The 21,273-nt window shown below is 61.9% G+C and carries 22 protein-coding genes; 16 read left to right on the top strand and 6 right to left on the bottom strand.

Going from position 1 to position 21,273, the window contains the following annotated elements; all coding sequences use genetic code 11:
• Positions 1-37: 37 nt before the first annotated feature.
• Complete coding sequence (locus tag ACNAZA_RS09190) at positions 38-1,663, bottom strand: 3-(methylthio)propionyl-CoA ligase (RefSeq protein ID WP_415796397.1); 1,626 nt, start codon at positions 1,661-1,663, stop codon at positions 38-40.
• Between the two features lie 237 nt (positions 1,664-1,900).
• Between ACNAZA_RS09190 and ACNAZA_RS09185 the strand changes: the two genes are divergently transcribed.
• The 5 genes from ACNAZA_RS09185 to ACNAZA_RS09165 all read left to right on the top strand — a co-directional run bounded on the left by ACNAZA_RS09185 (position 1,901) and on the right by ACNAZA_RS09165 (position 5,783).
• Positions 1,901-3,436, top strand: coding sequence for a protein adenylyltransferase SelO (locus ACNAZA_RS09185; protein ID WP_415796396.1), 1,536 nt, complete (start codon positions 1,901-1,903; stop codon positions 3,434-3,436).
• On the top strand, positions 3,433-3,846 hold the full coding sequence (gene msrB, locus ACNAZA_RS09180) for a peptide-methionine (R)-S-oxide reductase MsrB (protein WP_415796259.1): 414 nt from the start codon (positions 3,433-3,435) through the stop codon (positions 3,844-3,846). Before ACNAZA_RS09185 ends, msrB begins: the two co-directional genes overlap by 4 nt.
• 220 nt (positions 3,847-4,066) lie before the next feature.
• Positions 4,067-4,624: a septation protein A gene (locus ACNAZA_RS09175; protein ID WP_415796258.1), complete on the top strand. Its 558-nt coding sequence runs from the start codon at positions 4,067-4,069 to the stop codon at positions 4,622-4,624.
• Positions 4,621-4,899, top strand: coding sequence for a BolA family protein (locus ACNAZA_RS09170; protein ID WP_415796257.1), 279 nt, complete (start codon positions 4,621-4,623; stop codon positions 4,897-4,899). The genes ACNAZA_RS09175 and ACNAZA_RS09170 overlap by 4 nt, the downstream gene beginning before the upstream one ends.
• Positions 4,900-4,991: 92 nt before the next feature.
• Positions 4,992-5,783, top strand: a complete 792-nt coding sequence (locus ACNAZA_RS09165; protein WP_415796255.1) for a peptidylprolyl isomerase — start codon at positions 4,992-4,994, stop codon at positions 5,781-5,783.
• A gap of 168 nt (positions 5,784-5,951) precedes the next feature.
• Here the strand turns inward: ACNAZA_RS09165 and ACNAZA_RS09160 are convergent, their stop codons facing one another.
• The 3 genes from ACNAZA_RS09160 to ACNAZA_RS09150 all read right to left on the bottom strand — a co-directional run bounded on the left by ACNAZA_RS09160 (position 5,952) and on the right by ACNAZA_RS09150 (position 8,379).
• Positions 5,952-6,815 (bottom strand): hypothetical protein, encoded by an 864-nt coding sequence (locus ACNAZA_RS09160; protein ID WP_415796253.1) that lies wholly within the window; start codon positions 6,813-6,815, stop codon positions 5,952-5,954.
• Positions 6,812-7,318, bottom strand: a complete 507-nt coding sequence (locus tag ACNAZA_RS09155) for a sigma-70 family RNA polymerase sigma factor (RefSeq protein WP_415796251.1) — start codon at positions 7,316-7,318, stop codon at positions 6,812-6,814. Before ACNAZA_RS09155 ends, ACNAZA_RS09160 begins: the two co-directional genes overlap by 4 nt.
• A 140-nt stretch (positions 7,319-7,458) precedes the next feature.
• Positions 7,459-8,379: a hypothetical protein gene (locus tag ACNAZA_RS09150; RefSeq protein WP_415796249.1), complete on the bottom strand. Its 921-nt coding sequence runs from the start codon at positions 8,377-8,379 to the stop codon at positions 7,459-7,461.
• Between the two features lie 511 nt (positions 8,380-8,890).
• On the opposite strand from ACNAZA_RS09150, the gene ACNAZA_RS09145 reads away from it, so the two are divergent.
• On the top strand, positions 8,891-10,192 hold the full coding sequence (locus tag ACNAZA_RS09145) for a purine-cytosine permease family protein (RefSeq protein ID WP_415796248.1): 1,302 nt from the start codon (positions 8,891-8,893) through the stop codon (positions 10,190-10,192).
• A gap of 69 nt (positions 10,193-10,261) precedes the next feature.
• On the opposite strand, the gene ACNAZA_RS09140 is transcribed toward ACNAZA_RS09145, so the two are convergent.
• The gene (locus tag ACNAZA_RS09140) at positions 10,262-10,903 is read right to left on the bottom strand and encodes an ankyrin repeat domain-containing protein (protein WP_415796395.1); all 642 of its coding nucleotides are present in this window, start codon (positions 10,901-10,903) and stop codon (positions 10,262-10,264) included.
• A 214-nt stretch (positions 10,904-11,117) separates the two neighbouring features.
• On the opposite strand from ACNAZA_RS09140, the gene ACNAZA_RS09135 reads away from it, so the two are divergent.
• Positions 11,118-11,594, top strand: a complete 477-nt coding sequence (locus ACNAZA_RS09135) for an SH3 domain-containing protein (RefSeq protein WP_415796247.1) — start codon at positions 11,118-11,120, stop codon at positions 11,592-11,594.
• A gap of 66 nt (positions 11,595-11,660) precedes the next feature.
• Here ACNAZA_RS09135 and thiD read toward each other — a convergent pair whose 3' ends face one another.
• A complete protein-coding gene (gene thiD / locus ACNAZA_RS09130; protein ID WP_415796245.1) occupies positions 11,661-12,560 on the bottom strand; it encodes a bifunctional hydroxymethylpyrimidine kinase/phosphomethylpyrimidine kinase in 900 nt (299 codons plus the stop codon).
• A gap of 320 nt (positions 12,561-12,880) precedes the next feature.
• On the opposite strand from thiD, the gene ACNAZA_RS09125 reads away from it, so the two are divergent.
• The 9 genes from ACNAZA_RS09125 to ACNAZA_RS09085 all read left to right on the top strand — a co-directional run bounded on the left by ACNAZA_RS09125 (position 12,881) and on the right by ACNAZA_RS09085 (position 21,213).
• Positions 12,881-13,975, top strand: a complete 1,095-nt coding sequence (locus tag ACNAZA_RS09125) for an FAD-dependent oxidoreductase (RefSeq protein WP_415796244.1) — start codon at positions 12,881-12,883, stop codon at positions 13,973-13,975.
• A 128-nt stretch (positions 13,976-14,103) separates the two neighbouring features.
• Positions 14,104-14,301 carry a sulfur carrier protein ThiS gene (thiS, locus tag ACNAZA_RS09120; protein ID WP_415796394.1) on the top strand — a complete coding sequence of 66 codons (198 nt, stop codon included), beginning with the start codon at positions 14,104-14,106 and terminating at the stop codon, positions 14,299-14,301.
• A 135-nt stretch (positions 14,302-14,436) separates the two neighbouring features.
• Positions 14,437-15,240 carry a thiazole synthase gene (locus ACNAZA_RS09115; protein WP_415796242.1) on the top strand — a complete coding sequence of 268 codons (804 nt, stop codon included), beginning with the start codon at positions 14,437-14,439 and terminating at the stop codon, positions 15,238-15,240.
• A gap of 3 nt (positions 15,241-15,243) precedes the next feature.
• Positions 15,244-16,185: a thiamine phosphate synthase gene (locus ACNAZA_RS09110; protein WP_415796240.1), complete on the top strand. Its 942-nt coding sequence runs from the start codon at positions 15,244-15,246 to the stop codon at positions 16,183-16,185.
• Positions 16,186-16,560: 375 nt separating this feature from the next.
• On the top strand, positions 16,561-17,280 hold the full coding sequence (locus ACNAZA_RS09105; RefSeq protein ID WP_415796239.1) for a Crp/Fnr family transcriptional regulator: 720 nt from the start codon (positions 16,561-16,563) through the stop codon (positions 17,278-17,280).
• Positions 17,281-17,534: 254 nt separating this feature from the next.
• Complete coding sequence (locus tag ACNAZA_RS09100; protein ID WP_415796238.1) at positions 17,535-18,620, top strand: phosphotransferase; 1,086 nt, start codon at positions 17,535-17,537, stop codon at positions 18,618-18,620.
• 50 nt (positions 18,621-18,670) lie between these two features.
• Positions 18,671-19,945 (top strand): acyl-CoA dehydrogenase family protein, encoded by a 1,275-nt coding sequence (locus ACNAZA_RS09095; RefSeq protein ID WP_415796237.1) that lies wholly within the window; start codon positions 18,671-18,673, stop codon positions 19,943-19,945.
• Positions 19,946-20,142: 197 nt separating this feature from the next.
• A complete protein-coding gene (locus ACNAZA_RS09090) occupies positions 20,143-20,583 on the top strand; it encodes a thermonuclease family protein (protein WP_415796236.1) in 441 nt (146 codons plus the stop codon).
• Between the two features lie 234 nt (positions 20,584-20,817).
• Positions 20,818-21,213, top strand: coding sequence for a DUF4440 domain-containing protein (locus tag ACNAZA_RS09085; protein ID WP_415796393.1), 396 nt, complete (start codon positions 20,818-20,820; stop codon positions 21,211-21,213).
• The last annotated feature ends 60 nt before the right edge of the window (positions 21,214-21,273 follow it).

The raw sequence follows: 21,273 nt of genomic DNA, 5'->3' as shown, positions 1-21,273 counted from the left end.
TAGGTGATGGCCGCATCGGCGTTCAAGCCGCTCTGGATCAGGCCGTGGGCAGCTTGTAATCCTTGAGCTGTTCGCGCAGCTTGGTCTTGAGCATCTTGCCCGTGGCCCCCAGCGGGATCGCATCCACAAACACCACATCGTCGGGGATCTGCCATTTGGCTGTCTTGCCCTCGAAGAATTTGAGCAGCTCTTCGCGGCTCACTTCAGCCCCTGGCTTTTTGGCCACCGCCACAATCGGGCGCTCGTCCCACTTGGGGTGGGGCACGCCTATGCAGGCCGCCATGGCCACCGCCGGATGGGCCATGGCAATGTTCTCGATGTCGATGGAGCTGATCCACTCCCCACCGGACTTGACCACGTCCTTGCTGCGGTCCGTGATCTGCATGAAGCCATCGGCATCAATCGTGGCCACGTCGCCCGTGGGGAACCAGCCATCGACCAGCGGATTGCCTTCGCCCTTGTAGTAGCTGTCGATGATCCAGGGCCCGCGCACCAGCAAATCGCCATAGGCCTTGCCGTCCCAGGGCTGCTCCTTGCCTTCGTCGTTGACGATCTTCATCTCCACGCCATAGATCGCACGCCCCTGTTTCTGCAAAATCTTCATCTGCTCGTCCTTGGGCAGGCTCAGATGCTTGTTCTTCAAGGTGCACAGCGTGCCCAGCGGGCTCATTTCCGTCATACCCCAGGCATGCAGCACGCTGACGCCATAGTCATCCTGGAATGCAGAAATCATGGCCGGCGGGCAGGCAGAACCGCCAATCACCGTGCGGTTGAGCTTGGAAAAACGCAGGCCGCCCGGCTTCATATGGCTGAGCAGCATCTGCCATACCGTAGGTACGCCGGCAGCAAAAGTCACGCCTTCGGCTTCTATCAGTTCGTAAACCGATTTGCCGTCTAGCGCCGGGCCGGGAAACACCAGCTTGCAGCCCGTGAGTGCGGCCGAATAGGGAATGCCCCAGGCGTTGACGTGAAACATGGGCACCACGGGCAGCACGGAATCGCGGGCCGAGAGATTCATCACATCGGGCAGAGCCGCCGCATAGGCATGCAAGGTGCTGGAACGGTGGCTGTACAACGCAGCCTTGGGATTGCCCGTGGTGCCGCTGGTGTAGCACATGCTGCAAGCCGTGTTCTCGTCGAGCAGCGGCCAGTTGTATTGATCGCTTTGGCCGCCAATCCAGTCCTCGTAGCTGATCAGACCCGGAATGCCGCTATCGGCCGGCAGCTTGTCGGCATCGCACAGCGCCACCCATTGCCTGACCTGAGGGCATTTGGCATGCACGGCCTGAATCAAAGGCAGAAAGCTCAGGTCAAAGCACAGGGCCTTGTCTTCGGCATGGTTGACGATCCAGGCTATCTGCTCGGGGTGCAGACGCGGGTTGATGGTGTGCAGCACCCGGCCCGAACCACTGACGCCAAAATACATCTCCATATGGCGGTAGCCGTTCCAGGCCAGGCTGGCCACGCGCTCGCCCAGGGCCAGGCCCATGCCGTCCAGCGTATTGGCCAACTGGCGGGCCCGCCCGGCCAGATCCTTGTAGGTATAGCGATGAATATCGCCCTCCACACGCCGGGAGACGATTTCGCCGTCTCCATGATTGCGCGCGGCAAACTCGATCAGGGACGAAATCAGCAACGGCTGGCTTTGCATCAGACCCAACATTGGCATGTCTCCAAGAAATCGTTGATTTGGCAGCGGCACATCCTACCGTGGGCGCCGCCAGCTGCATCTGCGGACTGTCACCAATGTGCGCCCCGGGCGACCTTGCAAGAGACGACTCCCTCTGAAATGCCTCAGCCTGCACTGCGAAACACCCGGGGAAACACCAAGACAGATCAAGCGCCTCACTGCATGCCATTGCAGACCATGAGGCTGAGCCCGGCGCGCGACAATCCAGCCATGAGCATGCAGCCCCGTTCCATCCCGTCCTTCGCGCCGCAATGGTCGCAGCCAGACCCTCTGTCCGGCCGTTTTGAAGCGCTTGGCGGCGCATTTTTCACCTATCTGCAACCCACGCCCCTGCCCAGCCCGCACTGGATAGCCACCAGCGCCAGCACGGCCGAGTGGATGCAGCTGTCGCCCCAATGGCTGGCCAGCGACGAAGCGCTGCAGGTGCTGGCGGGCAACGCCGTGGCACAAGGCAGCCGCCCCCTGGCCAGCGTGTACAGCGGCCACCAGTTTGGCGTGTGGGCCGGGCAGTTGGGCGACGGCCGCGCCATCTTGCTGGGCGAAACCGAAGCCGGCTTTGAAGTCCAGCTTAAGGGGGCAGGCCGCACGCCTTACTCGCGCATGGGTGACGGCCGGGCCGTGCTGCGCTCCTCGATTCGGGAATTTCTCTGCAGCGAAGCCATGGCTGCCCTGGGCATTCCCACCACACGTGCGCTGGCGCTGATTGGCTCGCCACAGCCCATTGCCCGCGAGACCATGGAAAGTGCCGCCGTCGTCACCCGCGTGGCCGAGAGCTTTGTGCGCTTTGGCCACTTCGAGCACTTTGCCGCCCGCGACATGCAGGCCGAGCTCAAGGCCCTGGCCGATCTGGTGATCGACCGCCACTACCCCGAATGCCGCTCAGCCACCACGCTGGCGGGCAACGCCTATGCCAATTTTCTGCAGGCCGTGAGCGAGCGCACCGCACGCCTGCTGGCCCAGTGGCAGGCCGTGGGCTTTTGCCACGGGGTGATGAATACTGACAATATGAGTGTTCTGGGCCTGACGATTGACTACGGCCCCTTCCAGTTTCTCGATGCCTTCGATCCCGGCCATATCTGCAACCACAGCGACAACCAGGGCCGCTACGCCTTCAACCGCCAGCCGCAGGTGGCTTACTGGAATCTGTACTGCCTGGGCCAGGCCCTGCTGCCGCTGATCGGCGATGAAGAGCTGACGATTGCAGCGCTGGAGTCGTACAAAAGCGTCTTTCCCGCCGCCTACGCCACGCAAATGCTGCGCAAGCTGGGCCTGCCCGAAGATGAAGCGGGCACGCCGGCAGCCGAAGGCAGGTTCGCCCTGCTGGTCAACCCCCTGCTGCAACTGCTGGCCGACAACCAGGTGGACTACACCATCTTCTTTACCCGCCTGACCGAGGCCGTGCAGCAGGCTGCTGCATCCGGTGCCGCACTCGACTTCGAACCCTTGCGCGACATCATTCTGGATCGCGCCGGCTTCGATGCCTGGTCGCTCATGTATTCAGAGCATCTTGCGCAGACAGATAAAGCGCAAGCGACCGATTTGATGCAAAAATCCAATCCGCGCTTTGTGCTGCGCAACCACCTGGGCGAGACCGTGATCCGCGCCGCCCAGGGCGGTGATTTTGCCCCTGTGCAGCAGATGCTGGCCGTGCTCCAATCGCCTTATGCGCCCCATCCCGATCATGCAGACTGGGCTGGCTTCCCGCCCGACTGGGCTTCCTCCATTGAAATCAGCTGTTCCTCATGAGCTTTCCTGTACAGAAATCCGATCAAGAGTGGCAAGAACTGTTGCGGGACAAGGGGGCCGAACCTGCGGCCTTCCAGGTCACCCGCCACGCGGCCACCGAGCGCCCCTTCACCGGCAAGTACGAGCAGTTCTGGGCCGATGGCAGCTACCACTGCGTTTGCTGCGGAGCCAAGCTGTTTGACTCGCACACCAAGTTTGACGCGGGCTGCGGCTGGCCCAGCTTCGACCAGGCGGTGCCCGGCGCCATCACCAACATCGTGGACCGTACCCACGGCATGGTGCGTACCGAGACCGTATGCAGCGGCTGCGGCGCGCACCTGGGCCATGTCTTTCCCGACGGCCCTACCGACACCGGCCTGCGCTACTGCATGAACTCCGCCTCGCTGGATTTTCAGAACCCCGAGTCTTAAAAATAAGAGCTGAAGGCGCTTGATCCATCAGTGCTTTCAGCGGGTTCTCCTCTGGGCCGACACCTTGACAGCTGCATCAGCTTTGATAGCAGTTCCCGTCCGTTGCACAAGGCTTTGAGGCCGTACGGATCGCTGCCTTGGTGCATGATGCAAGATTGAAGCGATACCTCCGGTGCCCTAGCGGCCCGCTCGCCCCGCAGAACTACTTAAACTTTCGCGCATGAAGCTGCTGCTCGACTTTTTCCCCATCATCCTGTTTTTCGTGGCCTTCAAGGTCTGGGGCATTTACACCGCCACAGCCGTGGCCATCGTCGCCACAGTGGCGCAGATTGCCTATCTGCGCTTCAAGAACGGCAAGGTCGAACCCATGCAATGGGTGAGCCTGGGCGTCATCGTGCTGTTTGGCGGCGCCACCCTATTGGCCCACGACGACAACTTCATCAAATGGAAGCCCACGGTGCTGTACTGGCTCATGGGCGGCGCATTGCTGATCGGCCAGTTGGTGTTCAGAAAGAACCTGCTGCGCTCCGTCATGGGCGGACAACTGCAATTGCCCGACGCCATCTGGCTCAAGCTCAACTGGGCCTGGTCGGCGTTTTTTGCGGCCATGGGCACACTCAACATCTGGATTGCCTACAACTTCGACACCGATACCTGGGTCAACTTCAAGCTGTTTGGCGGCATGGGATTGATGCTGGTGTTTGTGATTGCCCAGGCCATCTACATGAGCCGCTACCTGCCCCAGGAATCGGCCGATACCAAGGACAAGCAGTCATGAGCGCACCATCCCTGCCCGAAATCACCGCCCAGAACATGGCCGCCGCACTGCAGCAGCGCCTGTCGCCCACGCAGCTGGAAGTCATCGACGAAAGCTACCAGCACGCAGGCCATGCCGGTGCCAACGACAGCGGCGTGGGCACGCATTTTCGCGTGCGCATTGCAGCGGCTGCGTTTGATGGCAAAAGCCGCGTTGCACGCCATCGCCTTGTGTATGATGCACTGCAAGACTTCATTGACCAGGGTGTTCATGCCATCGCCATTGAAGTTCTCTGAGAACGTACTACCGTTATGACCGCAGGCTCCGTTTCACGGAGCCTGTTGCGTATTGGAAGAAACTTTATTCACTTTTCTCAATCAAGATTCGAATGAGCATGAATCAAAAGAAATTGGCCCGCATCGTGGCCGCCGCTGTTCTGGGCGCTGCCGCCCTGTCCGCTTCGGCCCAGAACGTGGCCATCGTCAACGGCAAGGCGGTGCCCGTGGCCCGCGTGAGCGCCTTGAAGGCCCAGATCGAAGCCAGCGGCCAGCCCGTGACGCCCGAAATGGACAAGATGATCAAGGACGAAGTCATCGCCCGCGAAATCTTCATGCAGGAAGCCAACCGCCGTGGTCTGGCAGCTTCGGACGCCTACAAGCAGCAAATGGAAATGGCCCGCCAGACGATACTGATCCGCGCCCTGTTTGAAGACTTCCAGAAAAACAATGCCGTGACCGACGCCGAAGCCAAGGCCGAGTACGACAAGTTCGTGGCTGCCAACAGCGGCAAGGAACTCAAGGCCAGCCACATCCTGGTGGAGTCCGAAGACCGCGCCAAGGCCATCATTGCCGAAGTCAAGGCCGGCAAGAAGTTTGAAGACATCGCCAAGAAAGAATCCAAGGACCCCGGATCGGGTGCTCGCGGTGGCGATCTGGACTGGGCCAACCCCAACAACTACGTGCCCGAGTTCACCGAAGCCCTGGTCAAGCTGAAAAAGGGCGAAATGACTCCAGCGCCCGTCAAGAGCCAATTTGGCTGGCACATCATCCGCCTTGATGACGAGCGCCAGGCCGAGTTGCCCAAGTTTGAAGACGTCAAGCCACAGATCAGCCAGCAGCTGCAACAGCAAAAGCTGCAGCAATTCCAGGACGATCTGCGCAAAAAGGCAAAAATCCAGTAACATGGATTCACATCAGCGCTGAGAAGCACTGGTCAGACCATCACCACAGCCCGCCTCGCGCGGGCTTTTTTTTGCCTGCCTGCACCCTGTTTCACCCCTGATTTTGTGAACAAATGCAAACAGGGCTTACGTTGAATGCTCCTGCTTTTATCAGAGCCACACGTCGCGTCAAGGCCTTGGCTCGGGCTCGTCCGTCTCAGCCTCGTTTGACTTTCCCGGGGTTTTGAGCGCCGGCGGGCGCGGCCGGCATGCAGGAGTCGGCGGTTCAGCCCCGGAATTGACCTTGGGAACAGCGGGTGTTTGGGCAGGTACTTTGGCCGCCATATCCGCTGAGGCAGCGGCTGCCGATGGCGTCACTTTCTCGGCCTGTACAGCAGCAGGCGGCGCCTGCTCTTCAGGGCACAAAGGCAGTTGCGTCTCTTGCCGCGACTGCTTCGCGCTCCTGGTTTCTTTAGCCTCGGGTCGCGCCACGCTGGCTGCGGATTGGTCGGGGAGCTGATCGGCCGACTGGGCCAGCGGCGGTGCCGAAGAAGGTGCCGGCGATGCAGGCATGAGAGCAGCCATGCGGCTACGCGCTGCATTTGCTCGGGGCGCTGCTGCCGGCTGGGCATTGCCGGTATCCAAAGACGAATCGGCCGCCGAATTGGCGGACTCTTCAGCTGCAGCCCTGGCCGGCTCATGCACAGCCGTACCCGAGCCAGTTCCGACAGACTCCCGCTTGCCTGCGTCATTCCAGCCCGCCATATGCTGCATCACCAGCCAGCCGACCAGCCCTATGGCAGCCACACTGGCCACCGCCTGGCGCAGCCAGAAGCTATCGTTGGCAGCAGCTTTGACCGAGGGTTGAGATGCGGTGCTGGCGTCGTGCTCGCCGCTGCTGCCGACCCGCCCTGCCCCTGCCTTGGCATGGGCCAGAATGCGCTCGCTGCTTTGCGCACTGGGGCCGACATCGCCCTGCACGGCATCCAGATAGATATCGCGCAGCGCATCATGCTGGGGTCCGGCTGATGAATTCTCGGTTTTCGGGCTCATGCCAGTTCCTCCAGCGCCTTGCGCAATTTGGCGCGCGCATAGCGCAAGCGGCTTTTGGCCGTTTCTTCGTTCACGCCGGTTGCGGCGGCAATCTCGGCCAGCGACATATCGGCCTCCACCTGCAGCAAGAAGCACTCGCGCTGCTCGAGGGGCAGGCTTGCCAGCGCATCGAGCAAGGCCTGGGCCATGAGCTGACGATTCAGACTGTGATCCGGCTCAAAGCCCGAAGCGGCAAACAGGCTCTCGGCCAGGCGCTGGGATTCCTCACTATCGGCCGACAGACTCAAGCCCGGCTTTTGCCGACGCCAATGGTCCACCAGCTTGTGATGGGCCATGGTGAAGAGCCAGGTGGTGAATTTGCTACGAACTTCATAGCCTCCAGCGCAATCCACAAGCGCAAACCACAAGTCCTGACTCAAATCCTCGGCCAGCGCTGCATTGCCGGTGTTGCGATAAAAAATAGCGCCATAGCCGCAGGCTGTGTCTGCGGTACAGGGGCACAAATGCCGCTGCCTCGCCAGCGGCATAGGCGAGCATCAGTTCCTCGTCGGCAATCGTTGATTGGGGGGGCGGCAGTTCGGCCATGCCACGATTATGCAAATACCGCCGCCCCCGACACCACCCTCATGCCGGGCAGGCCTCGTCAGTAACGGGGAGGATCGGGTACATAAGCGTCATCGCCGGGAAAAGCGCGTGGCGAACGAGACGGCACGGACTGTGGCCGGGGTTGGGGAATCACGCCCTTGGCCACCAGGTTGGCATAGCTGTCATAGCGTATACGCACCAGCTGTTCGGGCCGGCTGTAGGCACTTTCAAACTCGGTGGTGCCCGCATAGGAGTTCTCCACCACGCCATGGCCCGTGCCCAGCGAAGGAGCGGGAGCCGCAGCACGGGGAGCACGCTTTTCGGCCGATGAGTTGCGGGCCGAGCCGCTGGCCGAAGCTCCGGGAGCTGCAGCATCGGCGGCCATGGGCGCTTCGGCCGCCACAGAAGATTGCTGGCTGTCCTCGGCCCGACGCGAGCTGCGGCGAGGACTTTCATAAACGATTTCGGGCTGCTTCTCGCTGAACAGTGCCACGCCTATCACTCCCACGTCGCCGGGGCGACCCGTGCGACTGGCATAAGACATCTCGCTGTAAGAAAAATAAAAAGCGGCGACCTGATCCTGGCTCTTGCGCCAGCCCAGGATGTCGGCCTGCTCACCCGCGTCGAACACATAGCCGTCCTGAGCGCGGGAGACTGCCGTCTTGCCGGTGAGTACATTGACGCCATCGACGCTGATCACGCCCAGCACGCGGCCGCCCGTGCGGTTGCGCACGCGCACGGCGTAATTGGCACCCGGGCGACCCGCCACCCATAGCTCGCCACCTTGGCGGTACACGGGCAGCACACGGCCGCTGGCGCGTTCCACAATGCTGATGTCGGCCAGCGTACGAGTCTGGGCATGGCCAGTGCCTGCGGTCCCGAACGCCGCCATGGCCGCAGCGGCGCAGACGGCGCGCAGCAAGCTGGCGCGCGAGAGATGGAAAGACGAAAGACTGAAGCGCATCGAAGAGGTCTGCATGGTGGTTGGCTCCTGGGTTGATGTCCATGACATCTGCTCAAACGCGCCAGCCACCGCAACGGGGTTAAATCCAGACCTCTTCAATTGCAAGCATTTGCAAGCACAGCACTTGCCGACATGGCCGCTTTTCTCGCAACTTCTAGCCCCACCCGACTCACCTGGTCGCATCAACCAACCTCATTGCCACTCTTTATGCACGACAGTCTCGCCCTTGCAGCCCATGGCAGGACACAGAGCCTGCGCAGCAACTCTGGCAAAATTGCCTGCGTTGCTGCAGTCCACAGGTCTGCAGCACACACGCTAGGGGTGTCCCGGTGGCATCAGCGCCGGGGCTGAGAGAGTCCCTTTGAACCTGACTGCGCAGGCAGGGTCGCCAAGACCCAAGCCTGCCCGAGATCATCCTCGCGCAGGGAAGCTGTTCACGGTATCCAAGGCCAGGCACTTGCCATGCAAGAACGCCACCCGCCTGCACCGGCCACGGCCCCTGCTTCGTTTTACTGGCGGAGCATTCATGAATTCATCCACTTCCACCCCTGGCAACGAGGCCCTGGCGCCTGTGGCCGAGCACCAGCGCGTGTTCCTGTGGCGCGACCACGCCTCGCTGTGGTTCAGTCTGGGCGTAGGCCTTTTGGTCATGCAGATGGGCGCCTATCTGCTGCCCGCACTCAGCCCCGCACAGGCGCTGGGCGCCATCGTCCTGGGTTCCTGCATAGGCGCGGGTCTGTTGGGCTGGGTGGGCAAGCTGGGCTGCGACAGCGGCCTGGCCAGTGCCGGACTGATGCACAGCGTCTACGGCCGCCGCTTTGCGCAACTGCCCATTGTGCTGAACATCGTGCAGTTGCTGGGCTGGGGCACGTTCGAGCTGGTGGTGATGCGCGATGCCACGCTGGCCCTGGGCCGCCAGAGCGGGGGCATGGCGGCCAGCTACTGGCCCTGGGTGGTCACGCTGCTATGGGGCAGCGTGATCTTGCTGCTCATGAGCGGCTCCATGGTGCAGCTGGTGCGCCGCATCGTCTCGCGCGTGGCTCTGCCGCTGGTGATTTTGTCGCTGCTGTGGCTGAGCTGGCAGTTTGTGGGCATGGCACAAGCCCAGGGCTTTGCCCAGCTGTGGAACCGTTCGGGCGACGGCAGCATGGGTGTGCTTTCGGCCATGGATCTGGTGATTGCCATGCCCATCAGCTGGCTGCCGCTGGTGGCCGACTATGCGCGCCATGGCAAAAGCGGCAAATCCGCGCTGACCGGCACCTGGACGGGCTTTGCCCTGGCCAACATCTGGTGCTATTCGCTGGGCGTGCTGGTGGCCCTGACCTTGCCCAGCCAGGATCTGGTGACCGCCCTGCTGCTGGCACAAGGCGGGCTGATTGCCCTGTCGCTGGTGCTGATCGACGAGGTGGACAACGCTTATGGCGATGCTTATTCGGCCTCCATGTCGGCCCATAGCCTGCTGCCCCGCTGGAGCATTCGCCACTGGGGCCTGCTGATTGCCACGGTCTGCACGCTGCTGGCGCTGGTGCTGCCCATGCACAGCCTGGAGCCTTTTCTGCTGATTCTGAGTTCCTGCTTTGTGCCGCTGTTTGGCGTGGTGCTGGGTCGCCTGTCCTTTGGCGCCAACGCCCAGGAGCTGATGCACAAGGCTCCGCCTGTGCGCTGGGACGCCGTCACCCTCTGGCTGCTGGGTATTGCCTGCTACCACCTGATACCCTATCTGAGCCAGGCCATGGGCTCGGCCCTGCCCACGCTGATCATCACCTTTGTGCTGGCGGCGCTCACCCGCCAGCGGCAGACGGCTCAGGTGCAAGCCGCTCGCGCATAAGCTTCACTATCAATTCAAGAGCTTGCAGCGCTTACACATCAAGCGCTGCAAGCTTGTTTCACCTCAAAATCACTTTGCACCTGCCGCCTGCAGCAATTGCACCACCTCACGCTGACCACGCTGGCGCGCGTGAGCCAAGGCGGTCACGCCCTCCTTGTCGGGCAGATTCAGATCCGCCCCGGCCGCAATCAACGAGCGGATGATGGCCTGATGGGCGGGCCCGCCATCGGCCAGCACCACGGCTTCCATCAGGCAGGTCCAGCCCAGACGGTTGACGTGATCCACGTTCACACCGGCAGCGATCAAGGCCTGGGCGGTTTCCACATGGCCGCGCTCGCAGGCTGGAATCAGCGCCGTGCCGCCATAGCGGTTCAGGCTTTTGAGATCGGCCCCATACGAAAGAGCCATGCGCACAATCTCCAGCCGCCCCTGGGCACCGGCCAGCAGATAGGCGCTGTCTTGCTGCTGGTTCTTGAGATTGGTATCGGCCCCATGCAGCAACAGCGAGCGCGCCACCTCGATATGGTTACCCGCCGTAGCCCGCAAGAGCGGCGTGCTGCCCTGCGCATCTTGCGCATTCACGGGTGCTCCACGCGCCAGCAAATCCCGCACCGCTACTACATCGCCTTTGTCGGCGGCTGCCAGCAGCGCTTGGCCCAAGGTCTGGTTGCTACCGTTTTGCCCATCGCCAGCCAAGACCGGTGGCGCCATGGCGTTGGATGCCGTAGCGCTTTGGCTGGCCGCCAGCCCCGTAGCCAGCAGTACCGACAGGCCCAGCACAGCAGTGAGGGTGGAACGCATATAAGGCAATGGCATGAAGACTCCTTTCAAGCTGTCAGCTTTCTGCAGGAACTATAGCAACACCCACTGATCTGACGCCAGGTACAACGCATTTTGATACTTTTTTGAAAGGAAACACTGCTCCGTGCTTTGCAATCACCACCGTGCCCCTCGCTGGATAGCCGCTGGCGCCATGGCTTTGGCCGCCCTCACCACCACCTTGACGCCGGCAGCGGCCCAGGCCAAGGAATATGTGAGTATCAAAGGCAGTACCGCCAATGTACGCGCCACCCCCAGTACGCGCGCTCCCGTGCGCTGGGAGCTGAGCAAAGGCTATCCGCTGCAGGTCATCAAGCACCAGGGCTCATGGCTGCGGGTCAAGGACAACGAAGCCACGCTGGGCTGGGTCCATCAAGGCGTCACCGGCAAAGCCGCACATATGGTGGTCACAGCCCCTACGGCCAATCTGCGGGCCGGCCCGGGCCAGAACCACCGCCGCGTGGCCAGGCTGGAGCAAGGCGATGTGCTGCGCACCCTCAAAAAGCAGGGTGGCTGGGTGCAGGTACAGCGCAGCAACGGCGGCAGCGGCTGGGTGGCCGGCAATCTGGTCTGGGGCTGGTAACGCCTCCGGGCTCCAAAAACAAAGGCCTGCATCTGCAGGCCTTTGGCTGGTTACAGCCGTTGACGCTCAAACAATCAGTTGCGCGCGCGGTGCATAGCCATGGTTGAGCGGGCCATGGCCGTGACCGGTGTAGACATCGGCGCCGGCAGCAATCGCGCCCAGGATATAGCGGCGCGCTTCGGTCACGGCCTGCTCCAGAGCCAGGCCCTGGGCCAGGAAGGAGGCAATCGCCGAAGACAGCGTGCAGCCCGTGCCATGGCCGTTGTGGGTGGCAATGCGCTGCGATTGCAGGCGCAGATAGTCGCTGGCGGCCTGGCCCTGACGGCCCAGCACATCCATGACCAGATCACCGGGCAGATGGCCGCCCTTGAGCAGCACGGCCGGCGCCCCCATGCCCAGCAGATCGGCCACCGCCGCATCCAGATCGTCGATACCGCCAATGCCCCGGCCCAGCAGCATGGCGGCCTCGTCCAGATTGGGTGTGATGACGCTGGCCAGCGGGAAAATCTCCCTGACCAGCACCTGGGCGGTCTCGGGCGCAATCAGGCGGTCGCCGCTGGTGGCCACCATCACCGGGTCCAGCACCACATTCTTGATCTGGTGGCGGCGAATGGCATCGGCCACCACACTCACCACCTCGGGCGTGGCCAGCATGCCGATCTTGACGGCATCCACGCCAATATCCTGAACCACGGCATCGATTTGGTCGCGCACGGTAGCCAGCGGAATGCCGTGAATACCGGTCACACCCAGCGTGTTTTGCACGGTGATGGCGGTAATTGCCGTCATGCCGTAGCAGCCCAGGGCGCTGCAGGTTTTCAGATCGGCCTGGATGCCGGCACCGCCACCACTGTCCGAACCGGCAATGGAGAGCACGCGCGCATAGCGCTTGCGGCCTGTGGAGGCTTGAGGAGCCGGGGTGGATGGGAGGGTGGATGCGGTAGGTGCAGTGTTTGACGCGGTCATGGGGAAAAATTATCGCCCATGCGCGTGCTCCATGCCCGATGTCGCTGGTTGTGCTTTAATCTGCTCACACGGACGAAACAGGGGTGTCCCACGCGGTCTGCGAGCTATACAAGGTTTGCAAACTTGGTGCGGACTGAGAAACACCCTGGGGCCCACACCGGCCCCCTGCACCCGATCCAGGTCATGCTGGCGTGGGGAGTTTCAGAGTCAGCGCGTTCCACATCCGCGTTTTGTCCTGCACATGGTTGCCATGCAGGACTGCCTCATCCCTACCTGCCCCCGCTCCATGTGCGTATCGATTGAAAGAATACGAACCGCACATGTCATTGCTTCAAGCTTCTTCACACGTCGCCATTGTGGGCGGCGGCCTCATGGGCCGGCTGCTGTCTCTGGCGCTGGCTCTGCGCGGCCACCGCATCGATCTGTACGACGCCCACGGCCCCGAAGGCGATGGTGCTGCCGCCCGCGTTGCGGCCGCCATGCTGGCACCGCTGGCCGAATCGGCCATTACCGAACCCGGCGTGGTGCGCATGGGCCAACATGCCTTGAAGCGCTGGCCCGAGCTGCTGGCCCGGCTGCAGCAACCGGTGTTCTTTCAGCAAAACGGCACGCTCATCCTCTGGCACCGCCAGGATCAGGCCGATGCAGCCCGCTTTTTTGGCCTGCTGGAGAAGAATCGCCGCATCAACCCCAGCCTGCCGGCGATGGAAGAAAAGACCGGCGCTGCGCTGCAAGACTGCGAACCTGCGCTGCAAAACCGTTTCAGCCAGGCCGTGTACCTGCCCGGCGAAGGGCAGCTGGACAATCGCCAGCTGATGGCCGCTCTGCTGCCAACCCTGACCGAGCTGGATGTGAAACTGCACTGGCATGCGCCACGCGAGCTGTCGGACTTTGCGCCCGGCAGGGCCGGCCAGCCCGATTTTGTCTTTGACTGCCGGGGCCTGGGCGCCCGCTCGCAGTGGAAAGACCTGCGCGGCATACGCGGCGAGGTGGTGCGCATCCACGCGCCCGAGGTGACGCTGCAGCGCCCCACGCGCTTGATTCACCCGCGCTACCCCATCTATATCGCCCCCAAAGAGGATCATCTGTTCGTGATCGGTGCGACCGAGATCGAGTCGGACGATATGTCGCCCGCCAGCGTGCGCTCGACGCTGGAGTTGCTTTCCGCCGCCTACACCGTGCACCCCGGCTTTGCCGAGGGGCGGATTGTGGAGATTGCCACCCAGTGCCGCCCCACCCTGCCCGATAATCTGCCCGCCGTGCGCCTGCTGGCCCCGCGCGTCATGGAAGTCAACGGTCTGTACCGCCACGGCTTCATGATCTCGCCCGCCATGCTGGATGTGGTGCTTGAACTGGTGGACCACAACGATTCACCGCTGGCCCGCGAATTTGAGGTCGCCGTACACCGCAGCTGAACGCCTGTCACACCAGCCCTGACTTTGGTGCACAGCACAAACAACCTGGGCATACACAAGAATTTGAGCCACAAAGCGTAACTTTGCGCCCTGCCTTAGAAAAGAATGCATTGACTCCGATGACCGCCATGAAAATCACCATCAACCAGCATCCCCATGAACTGCCCGCAGCGGCCACCGTGGCCTATGCGCTGGAAAAACTGCAGGCCACACCGCCGTTTGCCGTGGCCGTCAACACCCTTTTCGTGCCCAAGGCCCGCTACGAAGCGCTGGCACTTCATGACGGCGACAGGATGGAAGTCATCTCCCCCGTCACCGGCGGTTAAAAATAGCTCCCCCTGAGTCGCTTCGCGCCTTCCCCCAGGGGACGACACCTTCGCGGCGAGGCGTCTCTTGCTCGATGTCTCTCACTCAGGTCATGCCTGTGCAATGGCTTGCTGATCAAAAGATAAAGACAAATCATGAATACCAAAACTACCGACGACGCCCTGGTTCTGTACGGCCAGCGTTTTGAAAGCCGATTGCTGCTGGGCACTTCGCGTTACCCCTCGCCGGCGATTCTGGAAGCGGCCGTGGCCCGCTCCAAGCCGGCCATGGTCACCGCCTCGCTGCGTCGCCAGGGTAGCAACGCCGCCGAAACCGGTGCCAGTTTCTGGGAACTGCTGCGCAAACTCAACGTGCCCGTGCTGCCCAATACCGCCGGCTGCATGACGATTCAGGAAGCCGTGACCACGGCCCAGATGGCGCGCGAGGTGTTCGATACCCCCTGGATCAAGCTGGAGCTGATCGGCGACGACTACACGCTGCAGCCCGATACGCTGAATCTGGTCGAAGCGGCCTCCATCCTGATCAAGGACGGTTTCCAGGTGCTGCCCTACACCACCTACGATCTGGTGCTGTGCCAGAAGCTGGTGGACGTGGGCTGTCAGGCCGTCATGCCCTGGGCCGCGCCCATTGGCACGGGCCGTGGCCCTGTCAATCCCTATGCCATGCAGATGCTGCGCGAGCGCCTCAAGGTCCCGCTGATTGTGGATGCCGGCCTGGGCCGGCCGTCCCATGCCTGCTCGGTGATGGAATGGGGTTATGACGCCGTGCTGCTCAACACCGCCGTTGCCCTGTCTGAAGACCCCGTGGCCATGGCCGGCGCGTTCTCGGATGCCGTCAATGCCGGCCACGCCGCCTACCGCGCTGGTGCCATGGCCGAGCAGACCGCCGCCCAACCCAGCACGCCCGTGCTTGGAACGCCGTTCTGGCATCAGGAATAAGCCATGAACGCCACCGAAATCAAGGCCATGGCGCAAGCCATCATGGCCCGGCATAGCGAGAGCTTTGGCGCGCGACTGCACCACGATGCCAACTCGGTCGAGCTGACGCCCCAACCCATGCCGGCCGCCCAGCGTCAGGATCCCGCGTATCTGGCGGCTCTGCAAGCCTGCAGCGCGCTGGGCTTTATTGCCGTGGATGCTGAGACATTGGCCCAGGCCTGGCAGCGCCAGAGCGAGCGCAGCGGCCAGTTCGACGCCACGCACTGGCCCGATGATTCGCGCGACTTTGGCCTGTCCGGCGCCGACCCGGCCCTGGCCTATGCCAGTTGCCCCCGCGCGCTAGGCCTGTACGGCGTGCTGCCGACTGCCGAATGGGTGGGCCGCATGGCCCGCGCCGGAGTGCCTACGGTACAGCTGCGCTTCAAATCTGACGACCAGGCTGCCGTGCTGCGCGAAGTGAAAGCCGCAGTCGCAGCCGTGCAGGGCACGGGCGCTTTGCTGTTCATCAACGATCACTGGCAGGCCGCGCTGGATGCGGGTGCTTACGGCATCCACGTCGGCCAGGAAGATCTGGATGTGATCGGCCACCATGATCTGGAGACCATTCGTCGCTCGGGTACGCGCTTTGGCGTTTCAACCCACGGCTATGCCGAAATGGTGCGCGCCCACGCCGTGCAACCGAGCTATATCGCCCTGGGTGCGGTGTTTCCCACCACGCTCAAGAAAATGGCAACGGCTCCGCAAGGCCTGTCACGCCTGGCCGCCTATGTGCGCCTGATGCAGCAGTACCCGCTGGTGGCCATTGGCGGCATTTCAGCCGATCTGTTCCCCGCCGTGCGCGCCACGGGCGTGGGTTCGGTCGCCGTGGTGCGGGCGCTGGTCAACGCCCCCGACCCGGAGGCCACGGCACAGCAACTGATGGAGCGCATGCAAGCCACGGCCTGAGGCTTCCAACTCCCAAATCAATAGCTGCCAGCGCATATACGATAAGCGCTGGTAGCTATTTTTTTATGTAAACCACCAACCATGGCTCGCAAGCCATGCAGATGCAGCCCCTACGCCGCCGTAGCGCTCTCGGCCTGCGCCGGCGGCACCAGACACGCCACCGCATGAATACCTCATGCATGCCCGCAAGATCTGCGGGCATTTTTTCTGGCTTGGAGCACGCATACTGCAGGGCAGGCGCATTTTTAGAAACGACGCAAGCCCTGCTTGCAGCAGGCATGGACGCACAGGTGACAACCCTGAGGCGGACGATCCCATCACAGCCGGTCCCACACGCGACAATGGGCCGGTATTCAGTCACACATAAGACAGGCCATGGACGACCCGATTCTTACTATCGAAGAACGTGAAGCGATCAACTCAGGTCGCTGGTTTTCTTCCCTCTCACCTTCGCTGCGGCACGACATTCTTCGATGCGCCTACGTCAAACGATACAAAGATGGCTCGCTCATCTGCGCACGCGGCGAACCGCCGGAGGAGTGGATCGCCTGCGCCAAGGGCGCGGTGCGGGTCAGCTCCACCTCCATCACGGGCAAGCAGATCACGCTGACCTATGTGGAGCCGGGTATCTGGTTTGGCGATGTGGCAATCCTGGATGGCGACAAGCGCACGCACGATGCCTATGCACATGGCGAGACTACGCTGCTGTGCGTCTCCAAGCCCGACTTCAAGCGCATTCTGGCGCTGCATGTGGAGTTCTCCGAAGCCATTTTGCGCCTCAACGCTCGCCGCGTACGCCAGCTCTACGGCCTGGTGGAAGATCTCAACACCTTGCCGCTGCGCGCACGCCTGGCCAAGCAGTTGCTGCATCTGACTCGCAGCTATGGCGTGACCAGTCTCTCGGACAGCAGCGAGGTGCGCATCGGTCTGCATCTGGCACAGGAGGAGCTGGCACAGCTGCTGGGCGCCTCACGCCAGCGCGTGAACCAGGAACTCAAATCCATGGAGCGCGAGGAAGTGATTCGCATCGAGCCGGGCGGTCTGGTGGTGCGCGATCGCGACACCTTGCTGCGCATTGCCGACACGGATCACTAGATAGGCTCCCCCTGAGCGGCTTTGCCGCTTCCCCCACTCTCGCTGCGCGGGAGGGGGATGACGCCATCGCTGCGAGGCGGCTCTTGCTTGGCGTCTCTTACCTCGGGCGTGACAGTTTTTACTGCCCACTTCTTTCTCGTCTCTTCGCCGCACTCTGCGGCAACCCTCCCCTTTATGCATTCGCTCGCTGCGCCTTGGCTCAGCGCGGCAGCTTGCGTGCGGCCATCACAAATCGAACAAAGGACTGAACCAGCATGAGCACTTTTGACCATTTTGTCGGCACCCGCCCAGTCACCGAGCAACACACTTTCGATACGGCGGCACTGAGCGCCTGGCTGAGCCAGCATGTGGAGGGCTTTGAAGGGCCGCTGCAGGTGGAGATGTTCAATGGCGGGCAGTCCAACCCCACCTACAAGCTGATCACGCCCGGCAAGAACTATGTGATGCGCGCCAAGCCTGGCCCCGTCGCCAAGCTGCTGCCCTCTGCCCATGCCATAGAGCGCGAGTACCGGGTAATGAAAGGGCTGGCGGACAGCGATGTGCCCGTGCCCCATATGTATGCGCTGTGCGAGGACGAAGCCATCATCGGCCGCGCCTTCTACATCATGGAGTTCATGCAGGGCCGCGTGCTCTGGGATCAGTCTCTGCCCGGCATGACGCCTGCCGAGCGCGCTGCGATCTATGACGAAATGAACCGCGTGATTGCGGCACTGCACAGCGTGAAATTTGCCGAGCGCGGCCTCGCCGACTACGGCAAGAGCGGCAATTACTTCGAGCGCCAGATCGGGCGCTGGAGCAAGCAGTATGTGGCCTCCGTCACCCAACCCATCCCCGAGATGGACCAACTCATGCAATGGCTGCCGGCCCACATGCCTGCCAGCGCCAAGGATGAGAGCCAGGTCTCCATCGTTCACGGTGACTATCGCCTGGACAACCTCATGTTCCACCCCACCGAGCCGCGCGTGATTGCTGTACTCGACTGGGAGCTGTCGACCCTGGGCCACCCGCTGGCCGATTTCAGCTACCACTGCATGAGCTGGCATATACCCACCGCCCTGGGCCGGGGCATTGCCGGCCTGGATATCGCCGCGCTGGGCATTCCCAGCGAGAAGGAATACATACAGCGCTACTGCCAGCGCGCTGGTGTGGCCGATGTGGCTGCGCTGCACCGTGACTGGAATTTTTACCTGGCCTACAACATGTTCCGCATTGCCGCCATCTTGCAAGGCATTGCCAAGCGCGTGGAAGCCGGCACGGCCTCCAGCGCCCAGGCCAAGGCCTCTGGCGATACCGCGCGCCCCATGGCTGAGCTGGCCTGGTCTTTCGCTCAGCGCAGCTGATTCTTTTTTCATCCACCACGTTCTCATCGCCCGACCACAAAGGAGCCTTCATGGATTTCGACTACTCACCCAAGACCAAGGATTTGCAGCAACGTCTGCTCAAGTTCATGGATGAGCACATCTATACCTCCGAAAAGGATTACTCGGAGGAGCTGGCCGCCAACACGGCAGCGGGCAAGCGCTGGACTGCGCTGCAAACCATTGAGAAGCTCAAATCCAAGGCACAGACGGCCGGTTTGTGGAATCTGTTTTTGCCCGTGGACAGTGCCGAGGCTTCCGGCTACCACGGCGCGGGCCTGACGAATCAGGAATATGCACCGCTGGCCGAAATCATGGGCCGCGTGCCATGGGCCTCTGAAGTCTTCAATTGCTCGGCCCCCGACACCGGCAATATGGAAACCATTGCCCGCTACGGCGATGAAGCCAATAAGGAGCGCTGGCTCAAGCCCTTGCTCGAAGGCAAGATCCGCTCGGCATTTGCCATGACGGAGCCAGATGTAGCATCCAGCGATGCCACCAACATCGGCACACGCATCGAGCGCCAAGGCGACGAATACGTGATCAACGGCCACAAATGGTGGATTTCCGGTGCCGCCGATCCACGTTGCTCCGTGTTCATCACCATGGGCAAGACCGACCCTGAAGCGGCCAAGCACTCGCAGCAAAGCATGGTGCTGGTACCCGCAGACGCCAAGGGCATACGCATCGTGCGCCCCTTGAATGTGTTTGGCTACGACGACGCACCCCACGGCCACGTCGAGATGTATTTCGAGAATGTGCGTGTGCCCGTCTCCAACATTCTCCTGGGCGAAGGCCGTGGCTTTGAAATTGCCCAAGGTCGTCTTGGCCCAGGTCGCATCCACCACTGCATGCGCCTGATCGGCCTGGCAGAACGTGCACTGGAGCTGATGTGCAAGCGCGCCAGCAGCCGTGTGGCCTTTGGCAAATCCGTGGCCCAGCAGACGGTGACGCAGGAACGCATTGCCGAAGCGCGCTGCAAGATTGACATGGCCCGCCTCTTGACGCTGAAGGCCGCATGGCTGATGGATGTGGCGGGCAACAAGGTCGCCCGTACCGAAATCGCCATGATCAAGGTGGTCGCCCCCAGCATGGCCTGTCAGGTCATTGACTGGGCCATGCAAGTACATGGCGGCGGCGGCATGTGTGATGACTTCCCTCTGGCCTACGCCTATGCGGGAGCGCGTACTCTGCGCTTTGCCGACGGCCCCGATGAAGTGCACCGCAACGCCATCGCCAAATGGGAGCTGGGCAAGTACGGCAGCTACGGCCAGGACGCCCAAGTGCCCGTCACGCGCGGCAGCTGACCCCAGCTCAGGCAGCAGCATCCTGCTACCCGTCTAGCATACGCAAAAAGCCTGCTACTTTTTCAGTAGCAGGCTTTTTTGTTCGACGTTGCAGCAAAAGCCACATTCATCATAAACCCGGCCTGGTCAAATTCTGCTGGCTTCTTCTCGCGCTCCTATCATGGGCAGAATAGAAACTTCAATTGCACCGTCCGCCCATGCTCGCAGCCACTCTCACTTGCCTCGTCATCGCCATCTCGGATGGCCGCACTCTGACTGCCCGCTGTGGGGAGGCAGGGCAGCATCAGGAGATACGGGTAAGACTGCAGGGCATTGATACGCCCGAGCGCAATCAACACCTCGCCAACCGCACCCGTGAAGCACTCAGCCAACTCGCCTACATGAAGCCAGCCGAGCTGCGCTGCAACAGCAATCAGCATGAGAATCACCGAATCTGCTCCGTCTGGATCAAGCCGAACGAAGCTCCAGGCCCCCAAAAGACGCTGGATATAGGGCTGGCATTGCTCACACAGGGTATGGCCTATTGGAACCAGGCCGATTCTGAAGCGCAAAGCCCTCAGGAGCGTGGTCAGTACGCATTTGCCCAAACTGAAGCCAAGGCGCGCAAAGCCGGGCTATGGCGTGAGCATTGCCAGTAGCGCCAGGTTTTCCTTGTACGGACATGACACCGCTACCGCAGCACAGCGATGCCTTAATCAAAGGCTGCCATTTCAGCTTCATCACAGATGGGTATTGACCCTGCAGCCACCGCAGCTAGAGTGATCCTCCCCTAGCGATGAGGAGTTTCTATGCGGAAAATTTCCATGGTTCCGTTTTTGGCTGCAAGTGTTTGGCTTGCCGGGTGCGCCTCGCAGCCGCCAGGCCCCTCAGCGATGCGCTCGGAAACCTGCAAAGCGACCAGTGAGCAGGAAATCGCGGCACTTTTTGACCGTTGGAATCAATCACTGCAGACGGGCGATGTACACAAGGTAGTTGCCAACTACGCGCCCAAATCGGTCTTGCTGCCCACTATTTCCAATACGCCACGCCTTGATGCCGCTCAAAAGGAAGACTATTTCAAGCTGTTTCTGCAGAGCCAGCCATTCGGGCGCATTGACTCCAGAACCATACAGATAGGCTGCAACACGGCGGTGGATGTAGGGCTGTATACATTTACCTTCGCCAAGACCGGTGCCGTCGTGAAGGCTCGCTACACCTATACCTATCAGTGGGATGGCAAGCAGTGGCTCATCACCAGTCACCATTCTTCGGCCATGCCGGAGAAATAAGCGAGCCGCGACGGCTTGCATTCACAAAGAACTCATGCATCAGCAAGAGGTCTGGCCAAG

It is taken from the genome of Comamonas aquatilis, from assembly GCF_965139575.1.
Classification (GTDB): domain Bacteria; phylum Pseudomonadota; class Gammaproteobacteria; order Burkholderiales; family Burkholderiaceae_C; genus Comamonas; species Comamonas aquatilis.
Note: the sequence above shows the minus strand (reverse complement) of the source record. Positions and strands in the feature narration are given on the sequence as shown.